Below are 25,430 nucleotides of genomic sequence, written 5' to 3' on the forward strand. Positions count from 1 at the left end.
CCGGGGGTTGGCTCAGACCAGGCCGGCGCCGCGCAGCAGGGTCCACAGGCCGGCGCCGTCGGGGGCGGAGAGCCACTTCTGCCCCACCGGCCCCTCGCTGGGGTGGTCGTGTGGGACCGGCAGGCTACCGGCGAGCACCGCCTGGGCGGGCGACAGCCGCCGGATCGCCACCGCCGCGACGTTGTCCGGGTGGGCGACCGCGAACTCGCGGTAGATCTCCTGGTCGTGCTGGCCGTCGTCGCCGACGAGCAGCCAGCGTACGTCCGGGAACTCCTTGGCCAGCCGGGCCAGGGTGGCCCGTTTGTGTTCCCGGCCGCTGCGGAACCAGCGGTCCTGCGTCGGCCCCCAGTCGGTAAGCAGCAGCGCCCCGGCCGGGTAGAGATGCCGGGACAGGAACCGGGTCAGGGTCGGCGCGACGTTCCACGCGCCGGTGGACAGGTAGAACACCGGCGCACCGGGGTGGGCGGTGACCAGCCGCTCGTAGAGCACCGCCATGCCGGGGACCGCCGCCCGGGCGTGCTCGTCGAGGACGAACGTGTTCCACGCGGCGAGCAGCGGCCGGGGCAGCGCGGTCACCATCACCGTGTCGTCGATGTCGGAGATGATGCCGAACCGCACCTCGGGATCGAGGATGCGTACCGGTGCTTCGACCGGCTCGGCGTCGGGCATGCTCAGCCGCACCGTGCCCCAGCCGGGTGGCAGGCCGGCCTCGACCACCGTGTCGATGAAGCCGCTGCGGTCGGCCTGCGCCTGGCGGACCACCCCGCCGGTCTCGATCGTCACTGTGACGTGCTTGGCCGGCAGGGTGGTGAAGCTGCGCCAGCCCCGGACCTTCTCCAGCCGGCCCCGCTGGCGGGTGTCGGGGCGTCCCAGCAGCACCCGGCACATCACCCGCACCCATCCGGGCCCGCCGTAGCCGGTGTACGCGATGATGTTGGTCCGCCAGCCGGTGCGCCGCAGCCGGCGTTCCACCAGGGCGTGTACGGCGTCCTCGATCCGCGCGGCCCGGTGCAGGTTCGGTACGGCCAGCTGGCCTGCGGGAGTGGGTGGCACGCAAGCAACCCTGCCACAGACCAGCCACCTCGGCCACGCGAGCTGAGCCGAACCGCCACGCCAGGCGTCGCCGCCGTGACACACTCCGGTCGGGACGGCGACGGGGGCGAGGTCGTGCCACGAGCAGGGGCGGAACCAGAGCGGCAGCGCGGGCGGTGGTGGCCACGGCTCGACCGGCCGGCGCTCGTCGCACTGCTGTTCGGGTTGGTCGGCGTCGGTTACCGGCTGGTGCTGGTGCTGACCACCGTGCCCGTCTCCAACAGCGACGAGGCCACCTTCGGGCTGGCCGCGCTGCACATCGCGCAGGGACGCGAGCAGCCGATCTTCCTCTACGGCCAGCGGTACATGGGGACGCTGGAGTCGTACCTGGCCGCACCGCTGCTCGCGGTGACCGGGCCGAGCTGGCCGGCGCTGCGGCTGCCGGTGCTCGCGCTCTACGCGCTGTTCCTCTGGCTGATCCACAGGTTGACCCGGCGGATCGGCTCGCCGTGGTTCGCCACAGTGATCGTCGGGCTGCTCGCGCTCGGCTCCGAGCGGGTCGTCCGGGACCAGGTGACAGCTGTCGGCGGGCGGCCGGAGGTCAAGGTGGCGGTGCTGGCGATGCTGCTGGTGGTGGTGGCGCTGGCCCGAGGCGCGGTCGGTCACCGGGGACTGGCGGTGGGCGGGTTCGGGTTGCTCGCCGGGGTGGCGCTGTGGTCGGACTGGCTGATCACGCCGTACCTGGCGGTGGCCGGTCTGGCGTTGGTGTGGACGCTGCGCCGGGAACTGCTCGGCCGGGCGGGTCTGCTGCTCGTCGTCGGTTTCGCCGTCGGGCTCGCGCCGATGATCCGGGACAACCTGGTGGCCCCGCCGGGGCAGGACTCCCTGTCGGTGCTGCGTGGCGTCAGCGGCGAGGACGGGCCGGTTCCGCCGTGGTCGCAGCGGGTCGGTGGGGGGCTGCTGGAGGGCGTGCCGTTGGCCGCCGGGCTCTGTCCGGTCGACGGCTGTGCCCGCTGGCAGGCGTGGTTCGGGCTGCTCTACCCGGTGCTGCTGGTGGTGGCGGCGGCACTCGCCGGGCTCGCGTACCGCAGGGCGAGTGGACGTCACGACCGGGCCGGGCCGGTCGTGCACCTCACGCTGCTCGCCGGGGCGGCGCTGACCCTGCTGGCGTACGTGCGCAGTCCGCTTGCCGCGACCGATCCGCTGGGCAACGCCCGCTACCTGTCGGTGCTGCAACTGTCGCTACCGGCGGTGCTCTGGCCGTTGTGGGTGGCGGCGCTCACCGCCCGACGGGGTACGGCAGGCGTGGTGGGCCGGGTGGCGGGTGCGGCGGCCACCGCCGTGCTGGGTGCCCTCGCCGCCGGCTCGCTGGTGGTGACGGTGCTCTTCGCCACCAGCGGCGCGGCTCCGGGGCGTACCGAGGAACGACAGGCCCGGGAGCTGGCCGACACGGTACGCGCGGCCGGCCTGCGTGAGGTGTACGGCGAGTACTGGACGTGCAACCGGCTGGTCTTCAACACCGCCGAGGAGGTGGTCTGCGGGGTGGTCGACGGCAGCCTGCACCCCGGGCAGAACCGGTACCCGGCGTACTGGTGGCGGCTGGCGCGGGCGCAGCGGCCCGGGTACGTGCTGGCGGCCGACGCCCCGGCGGACCGCCGGTTGCGGGAGTTGCTCGGCGACCGGGCCGGTCCGGCGCTGCTCGCCGAGGTCGGTGGTTTCCGGGTGTACCACCCGTCGGAGCCGCTGCGGCCGTGGCGTTAGAGTCACCCATGCTCATCCTGCTGCCGCCCTCGGAGGGCAAGGCCGAGGTCGGCTCGGGCCGCCGACTGGACCTGAACCGACTCTCCCTGCCGGAGCTGAACCCGGTGCGGGAGCAGGTGCTGTCCGCGCTTGTCGCCCTCGGCGGCGAACCGCCGGAGACGGCGCTCACCGCGCTCGGTCTCGGCCCCGGGCAGCACGGCGAGCTGCGCCGTAACGCCCGGCTGCGGCAGGCCGCCACCGCGCCCGCCGCCCGGATCTACACGGGCGTGCTCTACGAGGCCCTCGACCTGGCCAACCTCCCGGCGACGGCGCAGCGGGCGGCCGGACGGCAGGTGCTTGTCAGCTCCGGGTTGTGGGGAGCGGTACGGCTGACCGACCGGATCCCGCCGTACCGCTGCCCGATCGGGGCGCGGCTGCCCGGCGTCGGTGCCCTGCCGGGGCTGTGGCGGCGGGAACTGGGGGCCGCGCTGACCGAGGCGGCCGGTCGCGGCCCGGTGCTGGACCTGCGCTCCGGGGCGTACGCGGCGGTCTGGACGCCCCGCGGCGAGCTGGCCGAGCGCACCGTCACGGTGCGGGTGCTGCACGAGCGGGAGGTCGACGGGGTGCCGGTGCGCTCGGTGGTCAGCCACTTCAACAAGGCCACGAAGGGTCGGCTGGTCCGGGACCTGCTGCTCGCCGGTGCCCGCCCGCGTACCGCAGGCGCTCTGGTGACGGCGTTGCGGGACCTGAAGTACACGGTCGGTGAGCAGGCCACGGGTGCCGGCCGACCCCGCCAGGTCGACGTGATCGTTTCGGAGCTGTAACCAGACGCAAGATTTCCTCAAGGCTGGACCGGATCGGTACCACCGGGGGGTGTCCCGGGTCACCGTAAGAGGACCCGACGCGACGAGGAGGCCCTCCGGTGACTGCCGAACCGATCCTGCTCGACCGGTCCCGTCCGTCATCGGCTTCGCCGGCCACCGGCACGCCGCCGTCGCCCCGGCCACCGTCGGCGGTGCCGCCACTGGACTGGACGACCCTGGCCGACGCGTTCGAGACCGCCTGCCTGCTGCGCTGTATGCCACCGCCGGCCGCCGCCGGGTACCGACAGGCCGGGCAGCAGCCGGTCCACCCGGCGGTCATCGAGTTCAACCGGGAGGAGGCGGCGCGGCGGACCCGGCAGCTGCTCGATCGCCTCGACATCCCGGTACGGCACGAGGTGGCCGTCGGTGGGCTGCGCCGCCGGTACGAGCTGCACCGGCTGCACGTCGGGCGCGAACACCGCACGACGTACGCGGCGATCGTGGAGAACGGCTGGCGGCGGGGCCGGCGGGAGCTGCTCGGCGGCCCGGTGCCGGGTGCCTCGACGGCGCGGCGGCTGTGGCGTACCCGGTTGGCCGCCGCCGCCTGGCGGGCCGCGTTGCTGGCCGGTGGCCGGCATGTCCGTCGGCACATCCTCGGGGTGCGGATCACCGACCGGGAACTCGGCGCGGTGCTGGTGCGGGGCGCCGCGCTGCTCGACGTACCGGCGCTGCTGCGGCCGAACACCGGGTGCTTCCTGGTCAGCGTGGCCCACGGTCGTGACCGGGACCGGATCCTGCGGTACGCGGCGGAGGAGGCGGTGCAGCGCCCGGTGGCCTGACCGGCGGCCGAACCTGGGCCGCACCACGTTCCGCCGTCCTCCCGGGGTTGCGCCGCAGGGGTCCGGCGGCGCACAGTGCTGCCCGTGAGCCGTACCCGGTATCTCGCCCGAGCCCGGCGGCGCGGCGCCCGCGTGGCGCTGGCGCTGGCCGTGCTGCTGGCCCTGCCCGGCCTCGGCGGCTGCCGCGACGATCCGGGTGAGCCGGTGGTCATCCGCATCGCCACCGGCAGCCCCACCGCCGTCTACCACGCCTTCGGTGAGTCGCTGGCCGCCATCCTCAACCGGGAACTGCCCGAGGTGCGGGCGGAGGTGCTGGTCACCGCGGCCTCCGCGGAGAACGTGCGACTGCTCAACGCCGGAGAGGCCGAACTCGGCTTCACCCAGGCTGATGTGCTGCGGGCCGATCCGGGTCCGAACCCGCCGGTGGTGGCGGTCGCCCGGGTCTACGACGACCTGCTGCACCTGGTCACCACCGCCGACAGCCCGGTACGGACGCTTCCCGACCTGCGCGGTAAGCGGGTCTCGGTGGGTGCGCCCGGCTCGGGGACCAAGATCACGGTGGACCGACTGTTGACCGCCGCCAGCCTCGACGGCGCCCAGGTGCGGCAGGAGCAGCTCGGCCTGGATGACTCGGTGGCCGCGCTGCGCGCCGGGCGGATCGACGCCTTCTTCTTCTCCGGTGGCCTGCCGGTACGTGCCGTCGCCCAGTTCACCGAGGACACCCCGGCCCGGATCATCGATCTCGGCCAGTGGACCGCGCCGCTGCGCCGGGGCAACCCCGAGGTGTACGTGCCCCGGGACATCCCCCGCTCGGTGTACGGCGTCGACCCGGTCACCACTGTGGCCAACCCGAACTACCTGGTGGTGCGGGCGAGCCTGCCGGAGTCGCTGGTGCGCGAGGTGACCCGGCTGCTGATGGAGCGCCGCTCCGAACTGGCCGCCGCCCACCCGGCCGCCGGCCGGATGAGCCCCCGCTCGGCCATCGCCACCTCGCCGTTGCCCCTGCACCCGGGCGCCGTCGACTACTACCGCGCCAGCAAGCCCTGACCGGGCTTGTCAGGCGGACCGCGCGGCGGGGGGCGTGGGGTCGCCCAGCCGGGGGAACGCCTCGGTGGAGAAGACCACCTCCACCGGCACCTCGAAGTGCCGGGCGATGCGCAGCGCCAGGTGCAGGCTCGGGCTGAACTCGCCGCGCTCCAGGTAGCCGATGGTCTGGTAGTGGACGCCCAATGCCTCGGCCAGTTGACGGCGGGAGATCCCCCGCTCCGCCCGGAGCATGGCGATGCGGTTGTGGACGACCTCATTCATGTCGACGACCCATCCTCACGTGACCCGCTGCATGGCCTTCTCGCGGCGGGCCGCCACGCTCGACCCGGACTCCCGGCGAGCCATCCGGCGCAGCACCATCGGTGCCAGCACCAGCCCGGCGATCGCCCAGCCACCGAGCGCCAGGAACGTTTCCAGGTGCCGCCACGACTCGCCGATCTCGACGGCGGCCAGGGCGTCGGGCAGCAGCGCCGAGCGCATGCCCAGACCGAGCCAGTAGATCGGGAAGACCTGTGCGACCGCCTGCAACCAACCGGGCAGGGCGGTGATCGGGTAGAAGATGCCAGAGGTCGCGATGAGTCCCATCATCGGCAGCATGATCAGCCCCATGTTCCGGGGGTTGGACAGCAACGATCCGAGGACCGCGCCGACCGGCATGGTCGCCACCATCCCGATCAGCATCACCCAGGCCAGGGTCAGCCAGGCCGCGACACTGTCGAGGGCGAGGGCGTCGAAGAGGAAGAGACCCGGTACGAGCAGCAGGGCGACGCTGACCAGGGTCATCCCCGACACCAGGGTGATCTTGCTGATGAGGTAGCCGACCATGCCGTTCGGGGTGGCCTTGGCCCGCAGCAGGGTGCCGTCCTCCCGCTCCACGGTGAGGATCGACGCCATGTTGACCAGCCCGCCGAACGCCACTGTCATGCCGAGCGTGCTGGGCAGCGTCTGCGCGCCGAGCGAGAACTCGGTGCCCGGTACCTTGGCGCCCCGCAGGAAGAACATCACCACCAGCAGGACGATCGTCGGGAAGAGGTACCCCCAGAGGGTCTCCGAGTGGGTGAAGCTCTGCCGTAGCTCGATCCGGCCTCGGGACAGACCGGCCCGGGCGGCCACCACCAGCGGGCTCATCGACCCACCTCCTCGAACGCGCGGGTCGCGCCGTCGGCGCGCCCGGACTCATGATCGCGTACCAACGTCATGTAGGTGTCCTCCAGGCTGGCCCGGCGCACCTCAAGGTCGGCGATGTCCTCGCCGTGCTGGGCGAACAGCTCCCGGACGAACCCCGTCGCGTCGCCTGTGGAGTGCACGAACCGGGTCCCGCCCTGACTCCAGCGCACCTCGGCGTCGGCGGAGATGCGACGGGACAGTTCGTCGGCGGAGCCGCTGGCGATGATCCGGCCACCGGCCAGGATGAGGATCCGGTCGGCCAGCTTCTCCGCCTCGTCCAGGTCGTGGGTGGTGAGCAGGATGGTGGTGTCGTCGATGTCGGTGAGCCGGTGCACGAGGTCATGGAACTCGCGGCGGGCGGCCGGGTCGAAGCCGGCGGTCGGCTCGTCGAGGAAGAGCACCTCCGGCCGGCCGACGATGCCGATCGCCACGTCGACCCGGCGGCGCTGACCGCCGGAGAGCTGACCGACCTTCTTGTCCGCGTGCTCGGTCAGCCCGACCACCTGGATCAGCTCGTCGATGTCCCACGGCCGGCTGATCCGGTCGGTCGAGTAGGGGGCGTAGAAGGAACCGAGGTGCACCAGCAACTCCCGCACCCGCCATCGGCTGTGGTCGCGCCAGGACTGGAGCACCACGCCGAGTCGGGACCGCCACCGCTCGTCGCCGCGCGCCGGGTCGGTGCCGAGCACGGTGACCCGGCCGTCGGAGCGCATCCGGAAGCCCTCCAGGATCTCGATCGTGGTCGTCTTGCCGGCACCGTTCGGGCCCAGCAGGGCCAGCACCTCACCCTGCCGCGCGGTGAACGACACGCCGGTGAGCACGTCGGTTGAGCCGTACCGCATCCGCAGGTCGTGCACGTCGAGGTTGACGCCCCGGTCGGTTGGCGGTGCGGTACTGGTCGGGGTGTCCGCCCCGGCAGTGACAGCCATGGACCACTACCTCCGTACGATATATGTGTTGAAAGATAGCACTCATACTACGGATTGAAGCAAACCTCGGCTGCCCCGGCGCGCACTGCTGTGCTCAGGCCGGCGCGGGCGCGGACGATGCCGGATCGGTGGGTGCCGGTTTGCCGGCCGGCGTGCCCGGGCCGGTCGGGTCGCCCGGATCGGCCGGCGCGCCCGGATCGGCCGGCGCGCTCGGATCAGCCGGGTCGGCGGGCTCCGCCGGCTGCGGGAACCACAGCGCGGCGACCAGGCCGCGCGGCGAGTTCGGGTGCATGGTGAGCCGACCGTCGGAGGCGTCGACGAGCACGGCCGCGATGGTCAGCCCCAGTCCGGCCCCGTCGACGTTCTGCACCTCCGGCGCCCGCCAGAACCGTTCGGTGGCCCGGCCGAGCTGGCTGCGGGTCATCCCCGGGCCGGTGTCGCGTACCTCAAGGGTCGTCCCGCCGTCGCGGGCCTCGACGGTCACCGTCACCTCGCCGCCCGCACCGCTGAACTTCACCGCGTTGTCGATCAGGGCGTCCAACGCCTGGTCGATGGCGGTCGGCACGGTACTGGCGTACACCGGCCCGGGGTCGGCCGCCAACCGCAGCGTGACCGACCGGTGCCGGGCCAGCGGCTCCCAGGCGGCGACCCGGGACACGGCCGCGGCCGTCGCGTCGACGGTGACCCGCTGGTTCTCGCGGCGTTCCGCCCGGGCGAGGGTGAGCAACGCGTCCAGGAGCAGCGCCAGCCGGTCGGTCTCCTCCAACGCCAACCGGTGCTCGGCCCGGCCCTGCTCGTCGGTGACGCTCGGCCCCAGTTCCTCCACCCGTAGCCGCAGCGCGGTCAGCGGATTGCGGAGCTGGTGGCTGGCGTGCGCGACGAAGGCGCGCTGCCGGTCCATCACGTCGGAGACGACGTCGGCCATGTGGTTGAAGCTCTTCGCCAGGCGCCGCAGCTCCGGCGGCCCCAGCCGGTGCTGCACCCGGGCGCCACGATCGCCCTCGGCGATCTCGTGGGTGACCGCGTCCAGCTCGGTGACCGGACGCAGCACCCAGCCGGCCAGCCCGAACGCGGTGAGCACGCAGGCCAGCACGGCGAGCAGACCCAGCGCGGCGACCAGGATCCACCAGGTGGCGACGGTACGCCGGACCCCGTCGGCCGGGGTGGCGGTGACCACCGCGCCGAGCACCTCGCCACCGTCGTTGATCGGCACCGCCACCACGATCGGCCCGTCCACCCACGGCCAGACCGAGTCGGGTCCGCTGGCCTGCTGCCCGGAGAGCGCGACGTCGAGCGCCTCGCGGGTGCCCGGGGCCGGTCGCCAGCTCACCGAGGCCACCACCTCCCGCCGGTCCCGGTCCACCACCGCGGCACCGATGCCGTACAGCTCGTCGTAGCTGCCCAGCTCGTGATCGAGGGGGCCGGGCGTGCCGTCGCGCAACGCCGGCCCGGCCAGCGAGGCGAAGCGGGTGGCGTCGGCGAGCCGGTCGGCGCGGACCCGGTCGGTCTCCCGGGTGGTCAGCGTCACCGCCAGCGGCGTACCCAGCGCCACCACCACAAGCACCATCAGCAGCAGATAGCTGATCACCAGCCGCCGTCGCACTGTGGGCTCCTCACTCGCCCCGGAGCCGGTACCCGACGCCGCGGACGGTCTCCACCAGGCGGGGGTCACCGAGCTTGCCGCGCAGCGAACCGACGTGCACCTCGACGGTGTGCCGATCGGTGAACGTGGTGCCCCAGGCGTCGAGCAGGATCCGGTCGCGGGGCACCGCGACGCCGGGTTGCCGGGCCAGGGAGAGCAGCACGTCGAACTCCTTGCGGGTCAGCGCCACCGCCCGCCCGGCCACCGCGACGGTCCGGGCGGCCACGTCGATGTACACCGGGCCGACCTCGATCAGGTTGCGCTCCGGCGCGGCGTGCGAGGCCCGCCGCAGCACCGCCTCGATGCGGGCCTGGAGTTCCACCATCGAGAAGGGCTTGACCACGTAGTCGTCCGCGCCGAGCCGCAGGCCGAGCACCCGGTCCCGCTCCTCGCCCCGGGCGGTCACGGCGATGATGCCGAGTTGGCTGCTGCGCCGCCGCAACTGTCGGCACAGGTCGGTGCCGTCCCCGTCGGGCAGGGTGAGGTCGAGCAGCACCAGGTCACAGGGGGCGGCGGAGAGCGCGGCGGCGACGGTGGCGGCGTGCTCCACCTCGTACCCGCGTCGGGTCAGCGCCGACGAGAGCGCGGCGGCCACCCGTCGGTCGTCCTCGACCAGCAGGATGCGCACCCGGCCTCCCCGTTCGGTTGCTCCACTACCTGCGCCAGATGGTGGCAGACGAGCGGCCTGGTGCACAGGCCCGGGGGGCCGTCGGGGCGGCTCAGCCGGTCAGAGGCCGAAGGTCTCGTCGGAGGTGCCGTCGCGCACGCCGTCCACGAATCCCTTGAATGCGGGATCGTCGTGGCTGGCCGGCACGGTGGCGACGACCTCGCCGGTGGCCTCGGTGACCGCGTCGACAAGCGGGGCGAAGTCGATCTCGGCGTCGGCGAGGGTGTCGTCGTCGGCCTCCGCCAGGTTGATCACGTGTTGCACGTCCTCGGACGGCGTTTCGGGGTCGTCGGCCCAGTCGGCGCCGGCGCGGTAGCACTCGTCGTAGAGCGCGCGCTGGCTGTCGGTCCAGTCCTCGTGGTAGCTCTCCATGCCCATCCCCTCACCGGCGGCCTGCCCTTCGAGCATGCCCGCCGGGGCGGCGGGCCGGGCCGGTACCGGACAAAACCGGTTCCACCGCAACGCGCCCGGGACGAGGTTCCGTCCCGGGCGCGTTGCGTGTCGGCGTCAGCGGCAGAGCCGGCCGACCTCCTCGGCGAACCGGTCCATCGGGTTGGCGTCGGCCGGACCGAGCAGGTAGGTCTTCAGCTCCCGGCGGGCCTCGGTCATCGGGTCGTCGCCCACCCGGGTCACCGCCACGATCTTGCCCAGTTCCCCGCAGTCGGCGGCCAGCAGGTACGCCGCCCGGGAGGTCGGGAAGGTACGACGGAATTCGTCCTCGGGCAGCCCGGCGGGGTTGGTCACCACGTACGGCCGTTGGCTCTGCACGAAGTCGGACACCACGCTGGACACGTCGCTGACCAGCAGGTCGGTCTGGTCGAAACAGTCGAACAGCGCAGGCACCCGCCCACTGACGACCCGGTGCGCCGGACCGTCCAGGTCGCTCGCGTCGACGTCGCCACCGGCGGCCCGGACGAGCTGCACGATCCGCTCGTGTGCTGCCCGCACCCGCCCCGACCGGCTGCCGGTCAGCGGGTGCGGCTTGTAGATCAGCCGGACCTCCGGCCGGATCGCCAGCAGCCCGGCGACGATCCGCTCCCCCATCAGCAGCACCGAGGTGTGGAAGGGGTCGTCGGCGAGCCAACCCTCCCAGGTGGGTGCGTAGAGCACGGTGAAGGGACGTTCGGCAGACCCACCGGCGGGACGCAGGCCGGCCAGTTGCGGCCGACCGATCTCCACCACGTTCACGTCGCGTACGCCGGTCCCGGCGCGGGCGAGGCGCTCCCGGCCGGCCGGGCCGGCGACCCAGACCTCGTCGTAGACCTTGCAGAAGGGGTTGACGCTGGCGGCCTTGTCGCTGTCGCCGTGCCCGACGAAGACGTGCCGCACACCGGGCTCCCGCAGCATGTGGATGTTCTCCCCGGCGTTGGCGGGATACAGCGCCACCTGGACGCTGGTCTTGCCGAGATTCATGAAATCCGCGCCGGGTGGGACGCAGACCACCGGCAGCCGGGTGTCGGCCAGCTCCGCCAGGGCCTCCCGGTTCCGCAGGAAGACCACCGTCGGCCGGTTCAGCGCCTCGACCGGGGCGAGCCACATGTTCGCCTGGTAGATGTCCTTACCTGGACCGGCGAAGTACAGCGCGACCTCCGGGCGGTGGCTGTCGAGCCACCGCTGCACCGCCGACAGCCGGGCGCCGTGCCCGGTGCCCCGGCCCCGCAGCCAGATCGACGCGACCGTGGCGCCCACCACCGCGGCCAACCCGACGGCGAGCACGCCGGCCAGGTGGACGGGTGTCACCGTGTCGGCGACCGCCGCGGCCACCGCCGCCGGCACGAGCAACACGTTCACCCAGGGCAGCCGGTCACCGCTGAGGGCGCCGGCCCACCGGGGCAGCTGCGGACCGCCGCCGAGCCGACCCAGGTCGATGTTGCGCACCATCGAACCGCCGGGACTACGCCGGTCGATGATGCGCTCGAACGCTCCGGCGAAGACGGCGATCACCCACACCAGGGCGGGCAGCAGGAGCAGCAGGGTCAGTGCGCCGCCGGCCGGCGCCACCTGGGCGACGACCAGCAGCACGACCGACACGTCGCGGGCCAGCTGCCGGTAGCCCAGGCCGAGGCCGGCCTTCTCCATCAGGGTCGCGGTGGCCGGTGACCGCCGCTGTACGGCGACCTCGCCGAGCACCGCCGCCAGGGCGGCAACCGCGAACCCGGCGACCTGGCCGAACGCGCCGGTGACGAGCAGGAGCAGGTACGCGCCCACCAGCAGGGCTCCGCGCGCCGCCACACCGACGCGCACGGTCAACATGCCGAACAAGGGATGGCTCTCCCTACCGAGATCGACGGCCGGCCAGCAGCCCGGCGGCACCGAACGCCACGTCCCGGCGCCAGCGCAGCTGCGACCTTAACGCGAGACATCGACGCCGTGACGCCCGGGTGTCTACCCGCGACGCAGGCAGGTGACGGCGTTCGGGTGCACCGGAGGATCGGCCTTCCGCCTGGCGTACGTGGTGTAGCCGAACCGTTCACCGGTCTGCCGGGCGTAACGGTTCTGGCTGTAGACGCAGATGGTGCCCACGTCGAGCCGCTCCAGGGCAGCGCCCACCTCCTCGGCGGAGGGCCGCTGGGCGGCCGGGCCACCGTTGGCGAACCGGGTCAGCAACAACCGGTCCTGGGAGAACTGCGAGTTGATGTCGTACTCGATCAGGAAGAAGTCACGCGGCAGGACCACCCGCGCCTCGGTGGTCAGCAACGGGATGGCCCGCATGACGCTCTCCGGGGCCAGCACCAGACCGTCCGGTCGGTCGAGGCCCACGACGAACCTCGCGATGGCCAGCTGTTTCGTGCGGATCTTCCAGGTCGGCCCGTCGTGCACCAGCACCCCGCTGCGCTCGTCCCACATCGGCACCGCGTAGACGGCGAACGAGCCCACCATCGCGGCGGCCAGCACCGCCCCGGCCAGCGCCCGCACGGCAGGCAGCCGGGTCGGCAGCCAGACTGTGCACAGCAGACCGATCAGCGCCGGCAGGGCGAGCAGCCACGACACCCGCCACAGCACCACGGAGATGCCGGTGAGCGCGCTGAGCCACTCCAGCACCCCGGGCACCAGCAGCACGCTCAGCGTGACCGTGCCGCCGGCCGCCAGCAGCGCCGGGCTGCGACGGCGGGCCAGCAGCGGGCCGCACCACAGCGCGAGTCCGCCGATCACGCCGACGATGCCGACCTCGAACGTCCGCCGGTAGGTGTGCGCGGCGTCGTAGAAGTTGACGTCGGCGGCCGACTCGTTTGCCGAACCGAGGAGCAGCTGGCTGATCACCACCGCCCCGATCGGATAGGTCAGTGCGGCCGCACCGACGGCGAGCGCCGACTTCCAGCGGCCCACCAGCAGCATCATCAGCGCCGCCCCACCCACCAGTAGCGGCAGGACGATCGCCGCCGTGGTGGTGAGCCCGGTCGCGGTGATCGACAGCGCGGCGATCAGCAGCAGCCCTCGCCGGGACCGGTCGTCGAACCAGCGGGTGAGATAGAGCCACATCAACGGCACGACCGCGGAGACGAACATGCCCTTGCCCTGGTAGAGCCGGGGCAGATGGAAGTTGCCCAGGGCGGCGTCCGGGCCGCAGACCAGCGCGAGGAAGGCGATGGCGACGGTGAAGGCGAGCACCGGACGCCGAGGCGCCCAGCGCTGCACCAGCCGCCAGAGCGCCAGCACGGCGAGCACGGCCATGATCGGCAGCAGCAGGTACCAGGTCGCCGAGGCGGCGGAGATGCCGAGGAACCGGGCGAGCGCGCCGGCCAGCACCTCGATGCTGGCGATCGGCGGCTGGGACGCCATCGCCGGCAGGACGTTCTCGCTGAACAGGAAGTCGTTGAGCGGAACGTTGTCGCGTTCCGCGACCCAGACCGACCGACCCACGTAGTAGATGTCGTCGGGGGTGTTGCGGGCCAGGACGAGCGAGGCAGCGGCGGCACCACCGGCGATCAGGAACGCGTACGCCGACTGCCAGGCGGTCGGCGCCGGCGGCCGGGTCACCGGAGCGTCCCGCCAGGTCCCCCGGGTCAGCAGCACCAGACCCGTGGCCGCCACGATCCCGGCCGAGGCAGGCACCCACCAGGACAGGTCGGCGCCGGCCGGCGTACCGGCCAGTCCGGCGGTGACCGCCGCGACGGTGCCGAAGATCAGCACCAGTGCCGTCAGTCCGCGCCGGACGACCGCTGCCCGGCCGGTGCCTGCCCCCGCCCGATCGGCGGCGGACGCCGGACCCGTGCCCGCCGGATCCGGCGAACCGCCGGCAGCGTCCAGCGAATCGCCCACCACCTCCGCCGGACTGCCGGTGGCGTCCGGCGGGCCGCCAGCCGGGTCCGACGTGCCACCCGGGGCGTCCGGCGCGCCGCGTCGGCGGCGCCATCGGGTCAGCGCGACGAGCAGGGCCAGCGCCAGGCCGGCCGCCAACCAGACCCGGAACGTCCACGACGGGGCGATGCCGAGCGGGAGCGCGGCGTGGTACAGCAGTGTCCAGAGCGCGAACACCAGGACGGCGCCGTCGGTGAGTGCTGCGGGCAGCCAGGCGATGACCGCCCCGACCCGACCGGCGGCGGACCGCCACCGGGCCGGAGCGGGATCGGTCGGTCCGTCGATCGCCGCCGAGGAGGCGGTGGCCTGGTCGGTCATCGACACGGGGCGTCCTTGTCGTCGTCGTACGGGCGGGTCCGGCGCGGGGCGTACGGAGCGCACGCTCGGCCGACGGTGCTGGCGGATCGGCAAGGAGCGTAATCGGAGTCGGTTCCGTACCCGGTCATCACACGGCCCGGTATGCTGCGCCGAGTTCCGCCAGACCGTGCGAATTTCGATGGGATCTGAAGGTTGACTGACACGAGCTCCCCCTCCGTCTTCGTCCATCCCACCGCCGACGTCGAGCAGGGGGCCGAGGTCGGCGACGGGACCAAGGTGTGGCATCTGGCCCACATCCGGTCGTCGGCCCGGGTGGGCGCCGGCTGCGTCATCGGTCGTAACGTCTACGTCGACGCGGGCGTCACGATCGGCGACCTCGTGAAGATCCAGAACAATGTCTCCGTCTACCAGGGGGTGCTCCTGGAGGACGAGGTGTTCGTCGGCCCGTGCGCGGTCTTCACAAATGACTTCCGCCCCCGTGCCCAGAACCCGGACTGGAAGATCACCCCCACCGTGGTGCGCCGGGGCGCCTCGATCGGGGCGAACGCCACCCTGGTCTGCGGCATCGAGGTCGGCGAGTACGCGATGATCGCCGCCGGTTCGGTGGTCACCCGGGACGTGGCACCGTACCAACTGGTGGCGGGCAACCCGGCCCGGCCGAAGGGCTGGGTCGACGAGCGGGGCGAGGTCGTCTCGCGGGACCTGGACAACCCACCCCGACGGGATCACTGACCCGGTTACGACCGGGGCCCGAGTGCGTACCTGCCGGGCCCCGGGTGCGGCTCGTTCAGCCTCCGATGACCACCCGTCGGACACCCGTCCAACGGGCTGGTTCGGTGACCCGTCGCCCGTCGACAAGCACCGTCACGTCGGGCAGGTCGGCGGAGCCGAGGGCCCGGTATTCGGCGTGGTCGGCCTGGATGACGGCGGCGCTTATCGACTCACCGGCGTAGCCCGGCAGGCCGAGCGCCACCAGCTCCTCGTTCGTGTACATGGGGTCGGAGACGTACGGCTTCGCGCCCCGACGGCGCAGCGCCTCCACCGTCGGGAAGACACCGGAGAAGGCGGTCTCCTTGACGCCGCCCCGGTAGGCGGCGCCGAGCACCAGCACACCGACGTCGGTCAGGTCGCCGTACGCGGCGGCCAGCAGGTCGACCGCGTACTCCGGCATGGCGACGTTGGCCTCCCGGGCCGAGCGCACCACGGTGGCCGCCGGGTCGTTCCACAGGTACATCCGGGGATAGACCGGAATGCAGTGCCCGCCGACGGCGATCCCCGGCGAGTGGATGTGGCTGTACGGCTGGGTGTTGCACGCCTCGATCACCTTGATGACGTCGACGCCCACCGTGTCGGCGAACCGGGCGAACTGGTTCGCCAGGCCGATGTTGACGTCCCGGTACGTCGTCTCGGCCAGCTTGGCCAGCTCGGACGCCTCGGCCGAACCCAGGTCCCAGACGCCGTTCGGGCGGTTCAGGTCGGGCCGCTCGTCAAAGTCCAGCACCGCTTCGTAGAAGCGCACACCGTGCTCACCGGACGCCTCGTCGATGCCGCCGACCAGCTTCGGGTACCGGCGCAGGTCGGCGAAGACCCGACCGGTGAGCACCCGCTCCGGGCTGAAGACCAGGTGGAAGTCCGCGCCGGCGGTGAGCCCGGAGCCGGTCTCCAGCATGGGCGCCCACCGGCCCCGGGTGGTGCCGACCGGCAGGGTGGTCTCGTAGCTGACGAGGGTGCCCGGCTTCAGGCCGGCGGCGATCGCCCGGGTGGCGTCGTCCATCCAGCCGAAGTCCGGCACGCCGTCGGCGTCGACGAAGAGTGGCACGACCACCACGACCGCCTCGGACGCGGCCACCGCGGCAGTGGTGTCGGTGGTCGCCGACAGCAGGCCGGCGGCCACCACCTCCTTCAGCTTGACGTCCAGGTCCGTCTCGCCCGGGAACGGCACGGCCCCGTCGTTGACCAGCCCGACGACCCGCTCGGAGACGTCGGCGCCGACCACCCGGTGCCCCTTCGAGGCGAACTGCACGGCCAGCGGCAGGCCGATCTTCCCGAGGGCGACGACGCAGATGTTCATGGGGACTACTTTCCTCTCGAAGGCCGCAGACGGGCCAGACGGGTGGCGGCGACCTGGCGGTACCTGACGCGCTTGATCGTCAGGAGCACCTGATGCTTGCGGTCCGTGTTGGCGGTGACGCGGTGCAACCGGAACCCGCGCCACAACGCCTGGCGCGGTGCGGTGAGCTGACGCTTGGCCCGCAGCGGCACCGTGGCGCGCCCGCCCAGCACGGTGAGCTTGGCTCCGGCCTTCCACCGTTCGGCACCCGCCGCGAGCAGCTGTTTCACCGGGAACTCCGCACGTAGCAGGGTACCGGCCTCGTCCGGGCGCAACGAGACGACGGCCAGCTGGTCACCGACGGTGACCCGCACCGCGTCCCCGGTGAGATCGGCCAGGCGCGCCCAGGCATTGTGCGCCGTGATCACGAGGGTCAACCCACCTACGGCGTCGCGGCCCCAGGCCAGCTCGGTCACGGTGGTCTTCACCGCCAGTTTGGCGGCCCGGTCGGTGACGTCGTACCAGTCGTCCGGAAAGTCCAGTTCCGGGTCACGGAAGCCGACGTAGCCGGCAAAGCAGCGGTCGCCGTCGACCGTCAACGCGGGCAGCAGTTTCTCGCTCTGCTGACGGATCAACTCGCGTAGCTGCGCCAGGCTCCCGTGCCGGGCGACCAGCAGGCGCAGACGTACGTCGGGGGCGAGCTGATCCCGGATGGCGTCGGTCAGGAAGTTCTCGGCCAGCCGGCGGATCCGCTGGTGGCTACGCTCCTGAACCGCCGGGTCGAGGTCGAGGAAGTCGGCCCGCAGCAGCTTGGCCAGCTCCCAGCTGAAGTGCCGCACCAGGACGGCGTCGCGGCGGGGTCCGGGCTCGATCAGCCCGGCCACGAAATTGATCAGCTCCTCGGCGCAGCGCAGCCGCTCCTCGAACCGACTCGCGTAGGTGATGTTCTGCGCGTTGTCCCGTTTGACGGCGTAGTAGTAGACGTAGTCGGCGAGGACCGAGATGCGCCCGGCGCGTACGCAGGCCTCCAGGGTGAAGGGCTGGTCGCTGCCCATCCGCAGGTCCTCGCGGAACCGCAGGCCGTACCGCTCGATCAGATCCCGCCGGAACAGCTTGGTGTTCGACATCGACCAGGGCAGTGCGCTGTCGAACAGGTCGACCTGTTCCTCGGTGCTGGCGTAGATGGCCTGGTGCACGTAGCGGTTGTTGGTGCCGACCATCCGGCCGAGCACCACGTCCGAACCCCACCGGTCGGCGGCGTCCACCAGCCGTTCCAACGCCTCCGGGCCCAGGTAGTCGTCCGAACCGATGAAGAAGACGTAGCGTCCCTGCGCCACGTCCAGCGCCCGGTTGCTCGGCCCCGCGGGACCACCCGAGTTGGGCTGGTGCAGCACGGTGACGGTGCCGGGGTACCGCTTGGCGTACCGGTCCAGTTCCTCACCGCTGCCGTCGGTCGAGCCGTCGTCCACCGCGACCACCTCAAGCCGCTCCAGGCCGATGCTCTGCCCGATCAGCGAGTCCAGACAGGTGGTCAGGTAGGGCATGGTGTTGTAGACGGCGATGACGACCGTCACGTCCGGCGCGTTCACCAGGCCACCCCCACCGAGGTCGTCAGATCCCATCGTTGTCCGTTTCCGTCGTCGCCGGTGCCGCCGCCCGCGAACCCGAGCGAGTGTACGGCAGGGCCCCGGCCCCGAAACGCCGTCCCGTAGGTGCTCCGCGACCTGCCGCGCCGATTGCTAACCTGCATGCTGTTCGATGACCGATTGCCGTTTTCGCTTCGGTGTCGCGCCGCCTGGCCGCATCGCGAACGAGCTGTCGGGTCGTCCCCTTTCGGCACGGACGGGGCTCCATTGCACCCTTGCACACCTCACCCTGCGGCCCGACGGACCCCAGGGTCGGACGCGGCGGGCGAGCGCCGCGCGGTTCCGGTCGGACGGGTTGACCGGGCGTGGTGACGGCGGAGCGGCAGCAGCAACCGGCGGCCGGTGCCGCGCCGGCGCGACCCGGCCGGGCCCGACGCCTCCGTGACGCAGCCCGGTACGCCCTGCCCGGGCTCGCCACCTACGCGCTGATCCGCCTGGTCGGCGTGGTGGTCCTCGCCGTCTGGGCCGACCGCGTCGGCGTCTCGCCCAGCGGGTCCCTGGCGAAGTCGGACGGGATCTGGTATCTCGCGATCGCCCAGCACGGCTACGACGGGTACGACAAGGCGCAGTCCAACATGGCCTTCTTCCCGCTCTACCCCGGACTGACCGCCTCGCTGGACCGGATCTCGCCGCTCAGCACCCGCGACGCGGCGCTGGTCGTGGCCTGGTTGGCCGGCCTGGCCGCCGCCTGGGGGCTGTTCGCGATCGGCGCGTATCTGCACGACCGACGCAGCGGCGTACTACTCGCCGCGCTGTGGGCGGCCGTGCCGCATGCCGTGGTCGAATCGATGGCGTACAGCGAGACCCTGTTCACCGCCCTCGCCGCCTGGACGCTCTACGCCCTGCTGCGCGGCCACTGGATCACCGCCGGCCTGCTCTGCCTCTTCGCCGGCCTGACCCGCCCGACCGCCTCCTCGTTGATACCGGTGGTGGGGCTGGCCGCGCTGGTGGCGATCATCCGACGCCGGGACGGCTGGCGCCCCTGGGTGACCGCGCTGCTCGCCCCCGCCGGCTGGCTCGGTTACCTGGCCTGGGTGGGCAGCGAGGTCGGACGCCCGGACGGCTGGTTCCACATCCAGTCCGCCGGCTGGGGCAGCACCTTCGACTTCGGTGTCTACACGGTGCGCCAGGGCCGCGAGGCGCTGGCGCAGACGGCCCCGCCGCAACTGTTCGTGGTGAGCCTGGTTGCCCTGCTGGCGCTGATGTTCTTCGTACTGAGCCTGCTCGACCGGCAGCCGTGGCAACTCCTGCTCTACAGCGGGCTGCTCCTGGCCACCACACTGGGCACCGCCGGCTACTACCAGTCCAAGGCCCGGTTCCTGTTGCCGGCCTTCCCGCTGCTGCTGCCGGCAGCCGTGGCGCTGGCCCGAGCCGGCTGGGCGCGGGCGACCACCGTGCTCGTGGCGGTGGTCGCCTTCTCCACCTACTTCGGCGGCTACCTGCTGCTGATCTGGCCGTGGTCGCCCTGACCGGTGGCCGGGGCGCGGCGCTCATCGGGTGAACGGACGCACGTCCCACAGCCAGACGTCGTCGATCCGCTGTCCCGGGCCGTACAGAGCGTCGAGCACGGTCTTCAGCGCATCGTGACGCCGAGCGCCCCGGTCGGGCAGCACCACCGCGTCGGCCTTCCAGTAACGGACGTCGGCGCGCGCCTGGGTGATCTCCGTCGGGCCGACCGTGGTGTCCCGGCCGCCCTTCGACACGGCGGTGAGCAGAGCCGCGGTGGGCTGGGGCTCCACTCCCCAGCGGCCGGTGGTGTCGGTCGCGGAGACCGGTCCGAGAAAGTAGCCTTCCGGCACGGCGAAACCGGCAAGCGCGGCCGAACCCCAGTACACCGAGGTCATCCGGGCCACCGGCACCGGCACCAGGGTGCGGCCCGGCGCCACGTGATCACGCCATGCGCCACTGGTGACGAAGTCCGGCACCGGGGGCCGGTCACGAGCCGGCAGCGGCGTCGGCAGGATCGGCACCAGCGCGACGGCGACGGCCACCGCACCGGCGGCGCGGGCGAGCCGGCCGAACGGTCGGCCCCGGCGGTCGGCGAGCCGTTCGGCGGTCATCGCCAGCAGCACGCCGAGCACCACGGTGGTGATCAGGGCGAATCGGGCCACCACCACCGAGTCGAATGCCGGCAGGTGCTGCACGAGCGCGAACGGTGCCGGCACGTCGGTGCGGCGGGTGCCGACGGTCCAGGTGGTGCCGATCGACAGCAGCGCCGACACCAGTCCGACGGCCCCGAGCACCACCACGGCGGCCTCACGTCGCAGCCAGCACCACGCGCCGAGAGCCAGCAACAGCACGGGCCAGCCGTAGAAGCTGGCCTGTTCCGTGGTGTTCGGTGCCCAGCCCACAGCGCTGGTCGGGCCACCGGCGACCGACTCGGTGGCGAACCGGGCGAAGGAGCCGAGCTTCAGCGCGTACATGTCGGCGGTGCCGGGATGGCCGCTGCGGTGTTGCGGGCCGGCGAAGTACATCCAGAGCGGGTACGCGGCCACGACCGCCACCAGTACGGCGGTGATCCCCAGGCCCGGCAGCAGTGCGCGCCCGCGTCGCACCGCGTCCCGCGGCCGGACGGCGAGGTACGCCAGGACCAGCATCAGGCAGCCGAGCGCGGTGAGGAAGAGGATCTCCAGTCCGACGAAGAACTGCGCGGTCACCAACGCGCCCAGCAGCAGACCGTCGCGGACCACGTGCCCGCCCCGGGAGAGCGCGACCAGCCGCCAGACGATGAACGGCACCAGCCACTGCGCCGTGATGTGCGGATGGCCGTTGCTGTGTGAGACCAGTGCCGGGGCGAACGCGCAGAACAGGCCGCCCAGGAAGGCCGCCGCCCGGGAGTCGACGAGGTGTCGGGAGAGCACGTGGTACCAGGCGTAGCCGGTGCCGGCCAGATTCAGGGTGATGAACAGCAGGTAGGCGACCGGCGCGCCGAAGAGCAGGGTGACCGGGCTGAGCACCAGCCCGGGCAGCTGCAACCCGACGTTGGCGACCAGGTTCACCCCGTCCGGAGCGTTCTGCAGCGTGGTGAAGAACGGGTTCTCCAGGTGGCTGACCGCGTGTGCCGCGTACGCCAGCATCCACTCGTTGAAGCCCTGGTCGTCGGGGCGGCTGCCGAGCAGCCGGCCGTCGGGGTCGAGCCACCCGCGGCCGGTGACCCAGCCCGCGCCGGCGAGGAGGACCAGGGCGACCGCCACGTCGACCGGCCAACGCCGGGCGGTGCTGCGTCCAGTGCCGGCCACCGGCTCGGCGCTCGGCGGCGGGGCGGAAGTGTCGCTCTCCGCCGGCTCGGCGCTCCCGGTGGCGACGGGCTCGCGGTCGCGGGTTTCGGGAGTGGTCATGATGGGGCGCAACCTCCCACGGCGACCGGGACGGCCACCGGACGGATCGGACGGCGGCCGAGACGACGGACGCTCGAACCGGCGTTATTGTAGGGTCAGCACCCTGTCCGCGACGGCCCTGCCCGGCGTCGCGCCGCAGAAACCGCGTCCCGCCTACCGACGAGGTACGGCGTACCTCTGGCGAAAGGTCCCTCCCGGCATGGTCCCGCTCCGCAGACGTCCTGCGGCTGCCGCCACCCGACCGGGTAGCGATGAGGGGCCCTCCGGGTGCCAGGGCGGGACCTTCCCACCTCCCCAGGAACGGAACAAATGAACAAGCGGCGAACCCTCTGGGACTCGTGGAAGCGTTCCCGGACGCGCCGGCCCGGATCCCGGCCGCACATGATCTACCTCGCGATCGGTTTCCCACCGGCGGCCAAGAGCTCCACCTATCGGATGCGGGCGACGGCCAACCAGTTCGCCGCCGAGGGCTGGGACGTCACGGTCGTCACCATCGCGGACGAGGCGTGGGAGCGCGATTACGGCCTCGACCACACCCTGGTCGCCGGGGTGGATCCTCGCGTCCGGGTGGTGAAGCTGCCGCTGTTCCGGGAGGACCTGGAGACGGACGTCCGGGCCTACAGCGAGCGACGGGCCCTGGCCCACAACGACTACCTGACCGAGCTGCGCGACCAGCACCTGAAGGTCTTCCCCGAGCCGGTGTTCGGCGGTTGGCGGCCCGCGCTGGAGGAGGCGGTGCTGCAGCTCCACCGCGAACGGCCGGCGGAGCTGCTGGTGACCACCTGCGTCCCGTACGTGAACCTGGCCGCCACCTGGAAGCTGTGGGAGACCCACCGGGTTCCCTACGTGGTGGACTTCCGGGACGGATGGTCCGTCGACGTGATCAACGGCGGGGAGGCGTTCACCCGGGACTCGGTCTCCGGTCGGTGGGAGACCAAGCTGCTCACCCACGCCGTGACGATCTGGAACGTCAACGAGCCGATCTCCCGCTGGTACCGGGAACGCTATCCGGACCTGGCTCACAAGATGCGGATCGTGCGCAACGGCTACGACGCGGCCAGCATTCCGGCCGAGTCGATTCCCGCCCCGGCCGACCGCCCGCTGAACTTCGGCTACCTCGGTGCGCTGAATCTGCCGGTGCCGCTGCTCGACGCGGTGCTGCAGGGGTGGCGGAAGGCCCGCGCGGAGGACCCGGCACTGACCGACGCCACGTTCGAGGTGAGGGGTCACATCGGCTCGGGGTGGGCGCGGGGCGACAACCGCCACGCCGAGCTGCTCAGGGCGGCCGCCGCCGACGGAGTGGTGGTCGGCGGCTCGGTGCCCAAGGCCGAGGTGGTGGATTTCTACACCCGATGGGACGCCGTCGTGCTGATGGTGACCGGCGGCAAGTACATGACCTCCGGCAAGGTCTACGAGTACATGGCCACCGGGCTGCCGGTGGTCTCCGCCCACGAGGCGGAGCACGACGCCTCCACCCTGCTGTCCGCGTACCCGCTCTGGACCGGGGCGGTCGGGCTTGAGCCGGACGACCTGGCCGGTGCGTTCCGGCGGGCCGCCGACATGGCCCGCAACGCCGACGTGGCCGAACGGGAGAAGGCGCGGGTCGAGGCCCGACAGTACGCCCGCGAGGAGCAGCTCATCCCCGCCGTCCGGGAGGTCACCGAGTTGGTGCTCGGCGCCGGCGGGCCCGCCGACGCCGCGCCCGATGCCGCTGCCGACACCCGCGCCCTTGCCCGAGAAGGTGGGTCATGATCGAGGTCCTGGTAGTGCTGGGCGCCGTACCCGCCCGGGTGGCGGTGCTCACCGACGCACTGGCGCAGTTCCGGGCGCTGGGCGTCACCGTACGCATCGCCACCACCTTCGACCCGGTGAAGATCCCGGCGGTGACCGAGCTGGCCGAGGTGCACCAGCTACCCACGACGGAGCAGTTGGGGCCGCGGTTCGGCCGGATGGTCAAGCGGGCCAACCCGGCCCGGCGGCCGTGGCTGCGTGCCCAGCGTGATCCGTGGATCCGGCGGCACGCGAAGCGGGCCGACGTGCTGGTCGCCCTGGACGCCAAGGCGCTGCACACGGTCTGGCAGCTGGCGCAGCGGCACCGGCGGGCCGACGCGGTCCACGGCATCGCTCCGGCGGTGCAGGCGGTGCAGAAGCGGTCGGCCGACCCGGCACGGTACCGACGGCACCGGCTGAGCACCATCGGTCCCTCGCCCACGGCGCTGACAAGTGCCACCCGCAGTCAGACCATCGACCTGGCGAAGCGGGTGTTCGACCTGAGCACCGGCAAGAGGGCCATGAAGCTCGCCCCGGTGCGCTGGTTCTGGCATCAGGCGGTCACCGCTCCCGGTGTGCCGGAACGCCTGCGGAGCATGGCCGCCCGGCGGGTGAACCGCAGCATGCGCCGGGCCGGCCACCGGGACAGCGCGAACCGGCTGGCGCTCGCCGCCCAGCGCCGGATGCGCAGCGTCGCGGCGAAGGGTCAGGTGCTCAGCCCGCTGGTCGAGGCGGAGCTCAAACAGGGCACCCTGCCCGAGCACCTGAAGACGGTGGTCAAGGGGCAGCTCCAGATGGCCGAGGGTCACCTGAAGAAGCGCAGGTCGGGCCAGGCCGCGGAGCATGTGGTACGCGCCTTCGACCTGCTGTTCCACCGGAACCTGCACTTCGACGGGCTCACCTCACCGCTGGCCGCGGATCCGGCGGGCTTCCTCGCACCGCTGCTGAAGAGCGAGGTCGGCAAGGCCCTGGAGACCCCGCAGGGCCGGCGTACGACGGCGGAGTTCCCACCCGCCGACCGCCCACATCGGATGCTCTTCTTCACCGGGATCAACGACAACTTCATCGGGCCGATCCTCGATCGCTACGAGGCGACGCCCGGGGTGGAGGTCCGCCGGTTGAACCTGGTGGAGGAGTCGATCCGCCCGGTGCTCGGCAACGGGCGGATGCGTCTGACGCGGCACCGGCTCGCCGGCAGCTCCGAGCACGCCCGGAAGGTCCAGGAGGCGTGGGGTGCCGACGTCGCCTGGGCGGACACCATCTTCGTCGACTGGTGCAACCTGGCCGCCGCGATGCTCACCATGATCGACCCGGGGTCGGCCCGGGTGATCATCCGGTTGCACAGCTTCGAGGCGTTCACCTGGTGGCCGCACCTGACCGACTGGTCCCGAGTGGACGACCTCGTGTTCGTCTCCGAACACCTGCGCGACCTGACGCTGGCAGCGGTGCCCCGGCTACGCGCGCCGGAGGGGCCGCGGACCCATGTGATCGCCAACGCCATGGACCTGTACCGGTACGTGCTGCCGAAGCCGTCCCCGGACGCCCGCTTCACGCTGGGCCTGGTCGGGCTCAGCGCGGTGGCCAAGGATCCGCGCTGGGCGTTGGAGGTGCTACGCGAGCTGCGCCGCCGCGACGACCGGTACCGGTTGAAGCTGATCGGTGACGAGTTGCGCACCTCGCTCGGCCCGGGGGTGGAGCGGTACGCGGCGGAACTGGCCGCGGATCTGGCGGAGTTGGAGCCCACCGGTGCCGTGGTACGCACCGGCCGGACCGAGGATGTGCCGGGGGCCCTGACCGACGTCGGGGTCATCCTCAGCACGTCGGTACGGGAGAGCTTCCACTGCGGGCTGGTCGAGGGCGCCGCCAGCGGTGCCGTGCCTGTGGTACGGGACTGGCCGTACTTCGCCGGCCGGCCGCACGGTGCCCGCACCCTCTTCCCCGGTGACTGGGTGGTCGCCACTCCGGCGGAGGCGGCGCAGCGGATCCTGGACGTCACCGCGTCCGAGGAGACCTGGCGCGAGGCAGGCCGGGCGGCGGCCTCGCACGTGCTCGGCACCTGGGACTGGTCCGTCACGCACAAGGACTTCGACAGGTTGGTGCTGGAGCCGCCGGCGGGTACGCACTGACGCACCGGACAACCGAT

At 72.5% G+C, this 25,430-nt stretch carries 19 protein-coding genes and 1 pseudogene; 8 read left to right on the plus strand and 12 right to left on the minus strand.

The window, feature by feature from the left end:
- Positions 1 to 12 precede the first annotated feature (12 nt).
- A complete protein-coding gene (locus CLT74_RS12410) occupies positions 13 to 1,053 on the minus strand; it encodes a phosphatase domain-containing protein (protein ID WP_099846667.1) in 1,041 nt (346 codons plus the stop codon).
- A gap of 114 nt (positions 1,054 to 1,167) precedes the next feature.
- Between CLT74_RS12410 and CLT74_RS12415 the strand changes: the two genes are divergently transcribed.
- From CLT74_RS12415 to CLT74_RS12430, 4 genes are all read left to right on the plus strand, one after another.
- Positions 1,168 to 2,793 carry an ArnT family glycosyltransferase gene (locus tag CLT74_RS12415; RefSeq protein WP_486582277.1) on the plus strand — a complete coding sequence of 542 codons (1,626 nt, stop codon included), beginning with the start codon at positions 1,168 to 1,170 and terminating at the stop codon, positions 2,791 to 2,793.
- 8 nt (positions 2,794 to 2,801) lie between these two features.
- Entirely contained in the window at positions 2,802 to 3,596 is a 795-nt protein-coding gene (gene yaaA / locus CLT74_RS12420) for a peroxide stress protein YaaA (protein ID WP_099846669.1), read from the plus strand.
- Between the two features lie 116 nt (positions 3,597 to 3,712).
- Positions 3,713 to 4,414 carry a hypothetical protein gene (locus CLT74_RS12425; protein WP_486582724.1) on the plus strand — a complete coding sequence of 234 codons (702 nt, stop codon included), beginning with the start codon at positions 3,713 to 3,715 and terminating at the stop codon, positions 4,412 to 4,414.
- A 75-nt stretch (positions 4,415 to 4,489) separates the two neighbouring features.
- Positions 4,490 to 5,461, plus strand: coding sequence for a TAXI family TRAP transporter solute-binding subunit (locus tag CLT74_RS12430; protein WP_099846670.1), 972 nt, complete (start codon positions 4,490 to 4,492; stop codon positions 5,459 to 5,461).
- Positions 5,462 to 5,470: 9 nt separating this feature from the next.
- Here the strand turns inward: CLT74_RS12430 and CLT74_RS12435 are convergent, their stop codons facing one another.
- From CLT74_RS12435 to CLT74_RS12470, 8 genes and pseudogenes are all read right to left on the minus strand, one after another.
- Positions 5,471 to 5,722: a helix-turn-helix transcriptional regulator gene (locus CLT74_RS12435; RefSeq protein WP_099846671.1), complete on the minus strand. Its 252-nt coding sequence runs from the start codon at positions 5,720 to 5,722 to the stop codon at positions 5,471 to 5,473.
- Between the two features lie 15 nt (positions 5,723 to 5,737).
- A complete protein-coding gene (locus CLT74_RS12440; protein ID WP_099846672.1) occupies positions 5,738 to 6,589 on the minus strand; it encodes an ABC transporter permease in 852 nt (283 codons plus the stop codon).
- Positions 6,586 to 7,557, minus strand: coding sequence for an ABC transporter ATP-binding protein (locus tag CLT74_RS12445; RefSeq protein ID WP_099846673.1), 972 nt, complete (start codon positions 7,555 to 7,557; stop codon positions 6,586 to 6,588). Before CLT74_RS12445 ends, CLT74_RS12440 begins: the two co-directional genes overlap by 4 nt.
- Positions 7,558 to 7,714: 157 nt before the next feature.
- Positions 7,715 to 9,160 (minus strand): annotated as a pseudogene (locus tag CLT74_RS12450) (sensor histidine kinase); the annotation flags it as partial.
- 10 nt (positions 9,161 to 9,170) lie between these two features.
- Positions 9,171 to 9,827 carry a response regulator transcription factor gene (locus CLT74_RS12455; RefSeq protein ID WP_099846674.1) on the minus strand — a complete coding sequence of 219 codons (657 nt, stop codon included), beginning with the start codon at positions 9,825 to 9,827 and terminating at the stop codon, positions 9,171 to 9,173.
- A 99-nt stretch (positions 9,828 to 9,926) separates the two neighbouring features.
- On the minus strand, positions 9,927 to 10,238 hold the full coding sequence (locus CLT74_RS12460) for a hypothetical protein (RefSeq protein WP_099851876.1): 312 nt from the start codon (positions 10,236 to 10,238) through the stop codon (positions 9,927 to 9,929).
- A 135-nt stretch (positions 10,239 to 10,373) separates the two neighbouring features.
- Entirely contained in the window at positions 10,374 to 12,128 is a 1,755-nt protein-coding gene (locus CLT74_RS12465) for a CDP-glycerol glycerophosphotransferase family protein (RefSeq protein ID WP_486582278.1), read from the minus strand.
- Positions 12,129 to 12,251: 123 nt separating this feature from the next.
- Positions 12,252 to 14,483 (minus strand): DUF6077 domain-containing protein, encoded by a 2,232-nt coding sequence (locus CLT74_RS12470; RefSeq protein ID WP_486582725.1) that lies wholly within the window; start codon positions 14,481 to 14,483, stop codon positions 12,252 to 12,254.
- Positions 14,484 to 14,675: 192 nt separating this feature from the next.
- Here CLT74_RS12470 and CLT74_RS12475 point away from each other — a divergent pair, with 192 nt between their 5' ends.
- Entirely contained in the window at positions 14,676 to 15,215 is a 540-nt protein-coding gene (locus CLT74_RS12475) for an acyltransferase (RefSeq protein WP_099846677.1), read from the plus strand.
- A 55-nt stretch (positions 15,216 to 15,270) separates the two neighbouring features.
- Here the strand turns inward: CLT74_RS12475 and CLT74_RS12480 are convergent, their stop codons facing one another.
- Together CLT74_RS12480 and CLT74_RS12485 are read right to left on the minus strand one after the other, a co-directional pair.
- The gene (locus tag CLT74_RS12480) at positions 15,271 to 16,554 is read right to left on the minus strand and encodes a nucleotide sugar dehydrogenase (protein WP_099846678.1); all 1,284 of its coding nucleotides are present in this window, start codon (positions 16,552 to 16,554) and stop codon (positions 15,271 to 15,273) included.
- A gap of 5 nt (positions 16,555 to 16,559) precedes the next feature.
- The gene (locus CLT74_RS12485) at positions 16,560 to 18,122 is read right to left on the minus strand and encodes a glycosyltransferase (protein WP_099851879.1); all 1,563 of its coding nucleotides are present in this window, start codon (positions 18,120 to 18,122) and stop codon (positions 16,560 to 16,562) included.
- 362 nt (positions 18,123 to 18,484) lie between these two features.
- Here CLT74_RS12485 and CLT74_RS12490 point away from each other — a divergent pair, with 362 nt between their 5' ends.
- Positions 18,485 to 19,648: a hypothetical protein gene (locus CLT74_RS12490; protein ID WP_486582279.1), complete on the plus strand. Its 1,164-nt coding sequence runs from the start codon at positions 18,485 to 18,487 to the stop codon at positions 19,646 to 19,648.
- A gap of 21 nt (positions 19,649 to 19,669) precedes the next feature.
- On the opposite strand, the gene CLT74_RS12495 is transcribed toward CLT74_RS12490, so the two are convergent.
- Positions 19,670 to 21,517 (minus strand): DUF6311 domain-containing protein, encoded by a 1,848-nt coding sequence (locus CLT74_RS12495; RefSeq protein ID WP_099846679.1) that lies wholly within the window; start codon positions 21,515 to 21,517, stop codon positions 19,670 to 19,672.
- Positions 21,518 to 21,826: 309 nt separating this feature from the next.
- On the opposite strand from CLT74_RS12495, the gene CLT74_RS12500 reads away from it, so the two are divergent.
- A complete protein-coding gene (locus tag CLT74_RS12500; RefSeq protein ID WP_099846680.1) occupies positions 21,827 to 23,269 on the plus strand; it encodes a glycosyltransferase in 1,443 nt (480 codons plus the stop codon).
- A complete protein-coding gene (locus CLT74_RS12505) occupies positions 23,266 to 25,413 on the plus strand; it encodes a glycosyltransferase family 1 protein (RefSeq protein ID WP_099846681.1) in 2,148 nt (715 codons plus the stop codon). Before CLT74_RS12500 ends, CLT74_RS12505 begins: the two co-directional genes overlap by 4 nt.
- Positions 25,414 to 25,430: the final 17 nt, after the last annotated feature.

The sequence above is a fragment of the Verrucosispora sp. CNZ293 genome (genome assembly GCF_002754655.1).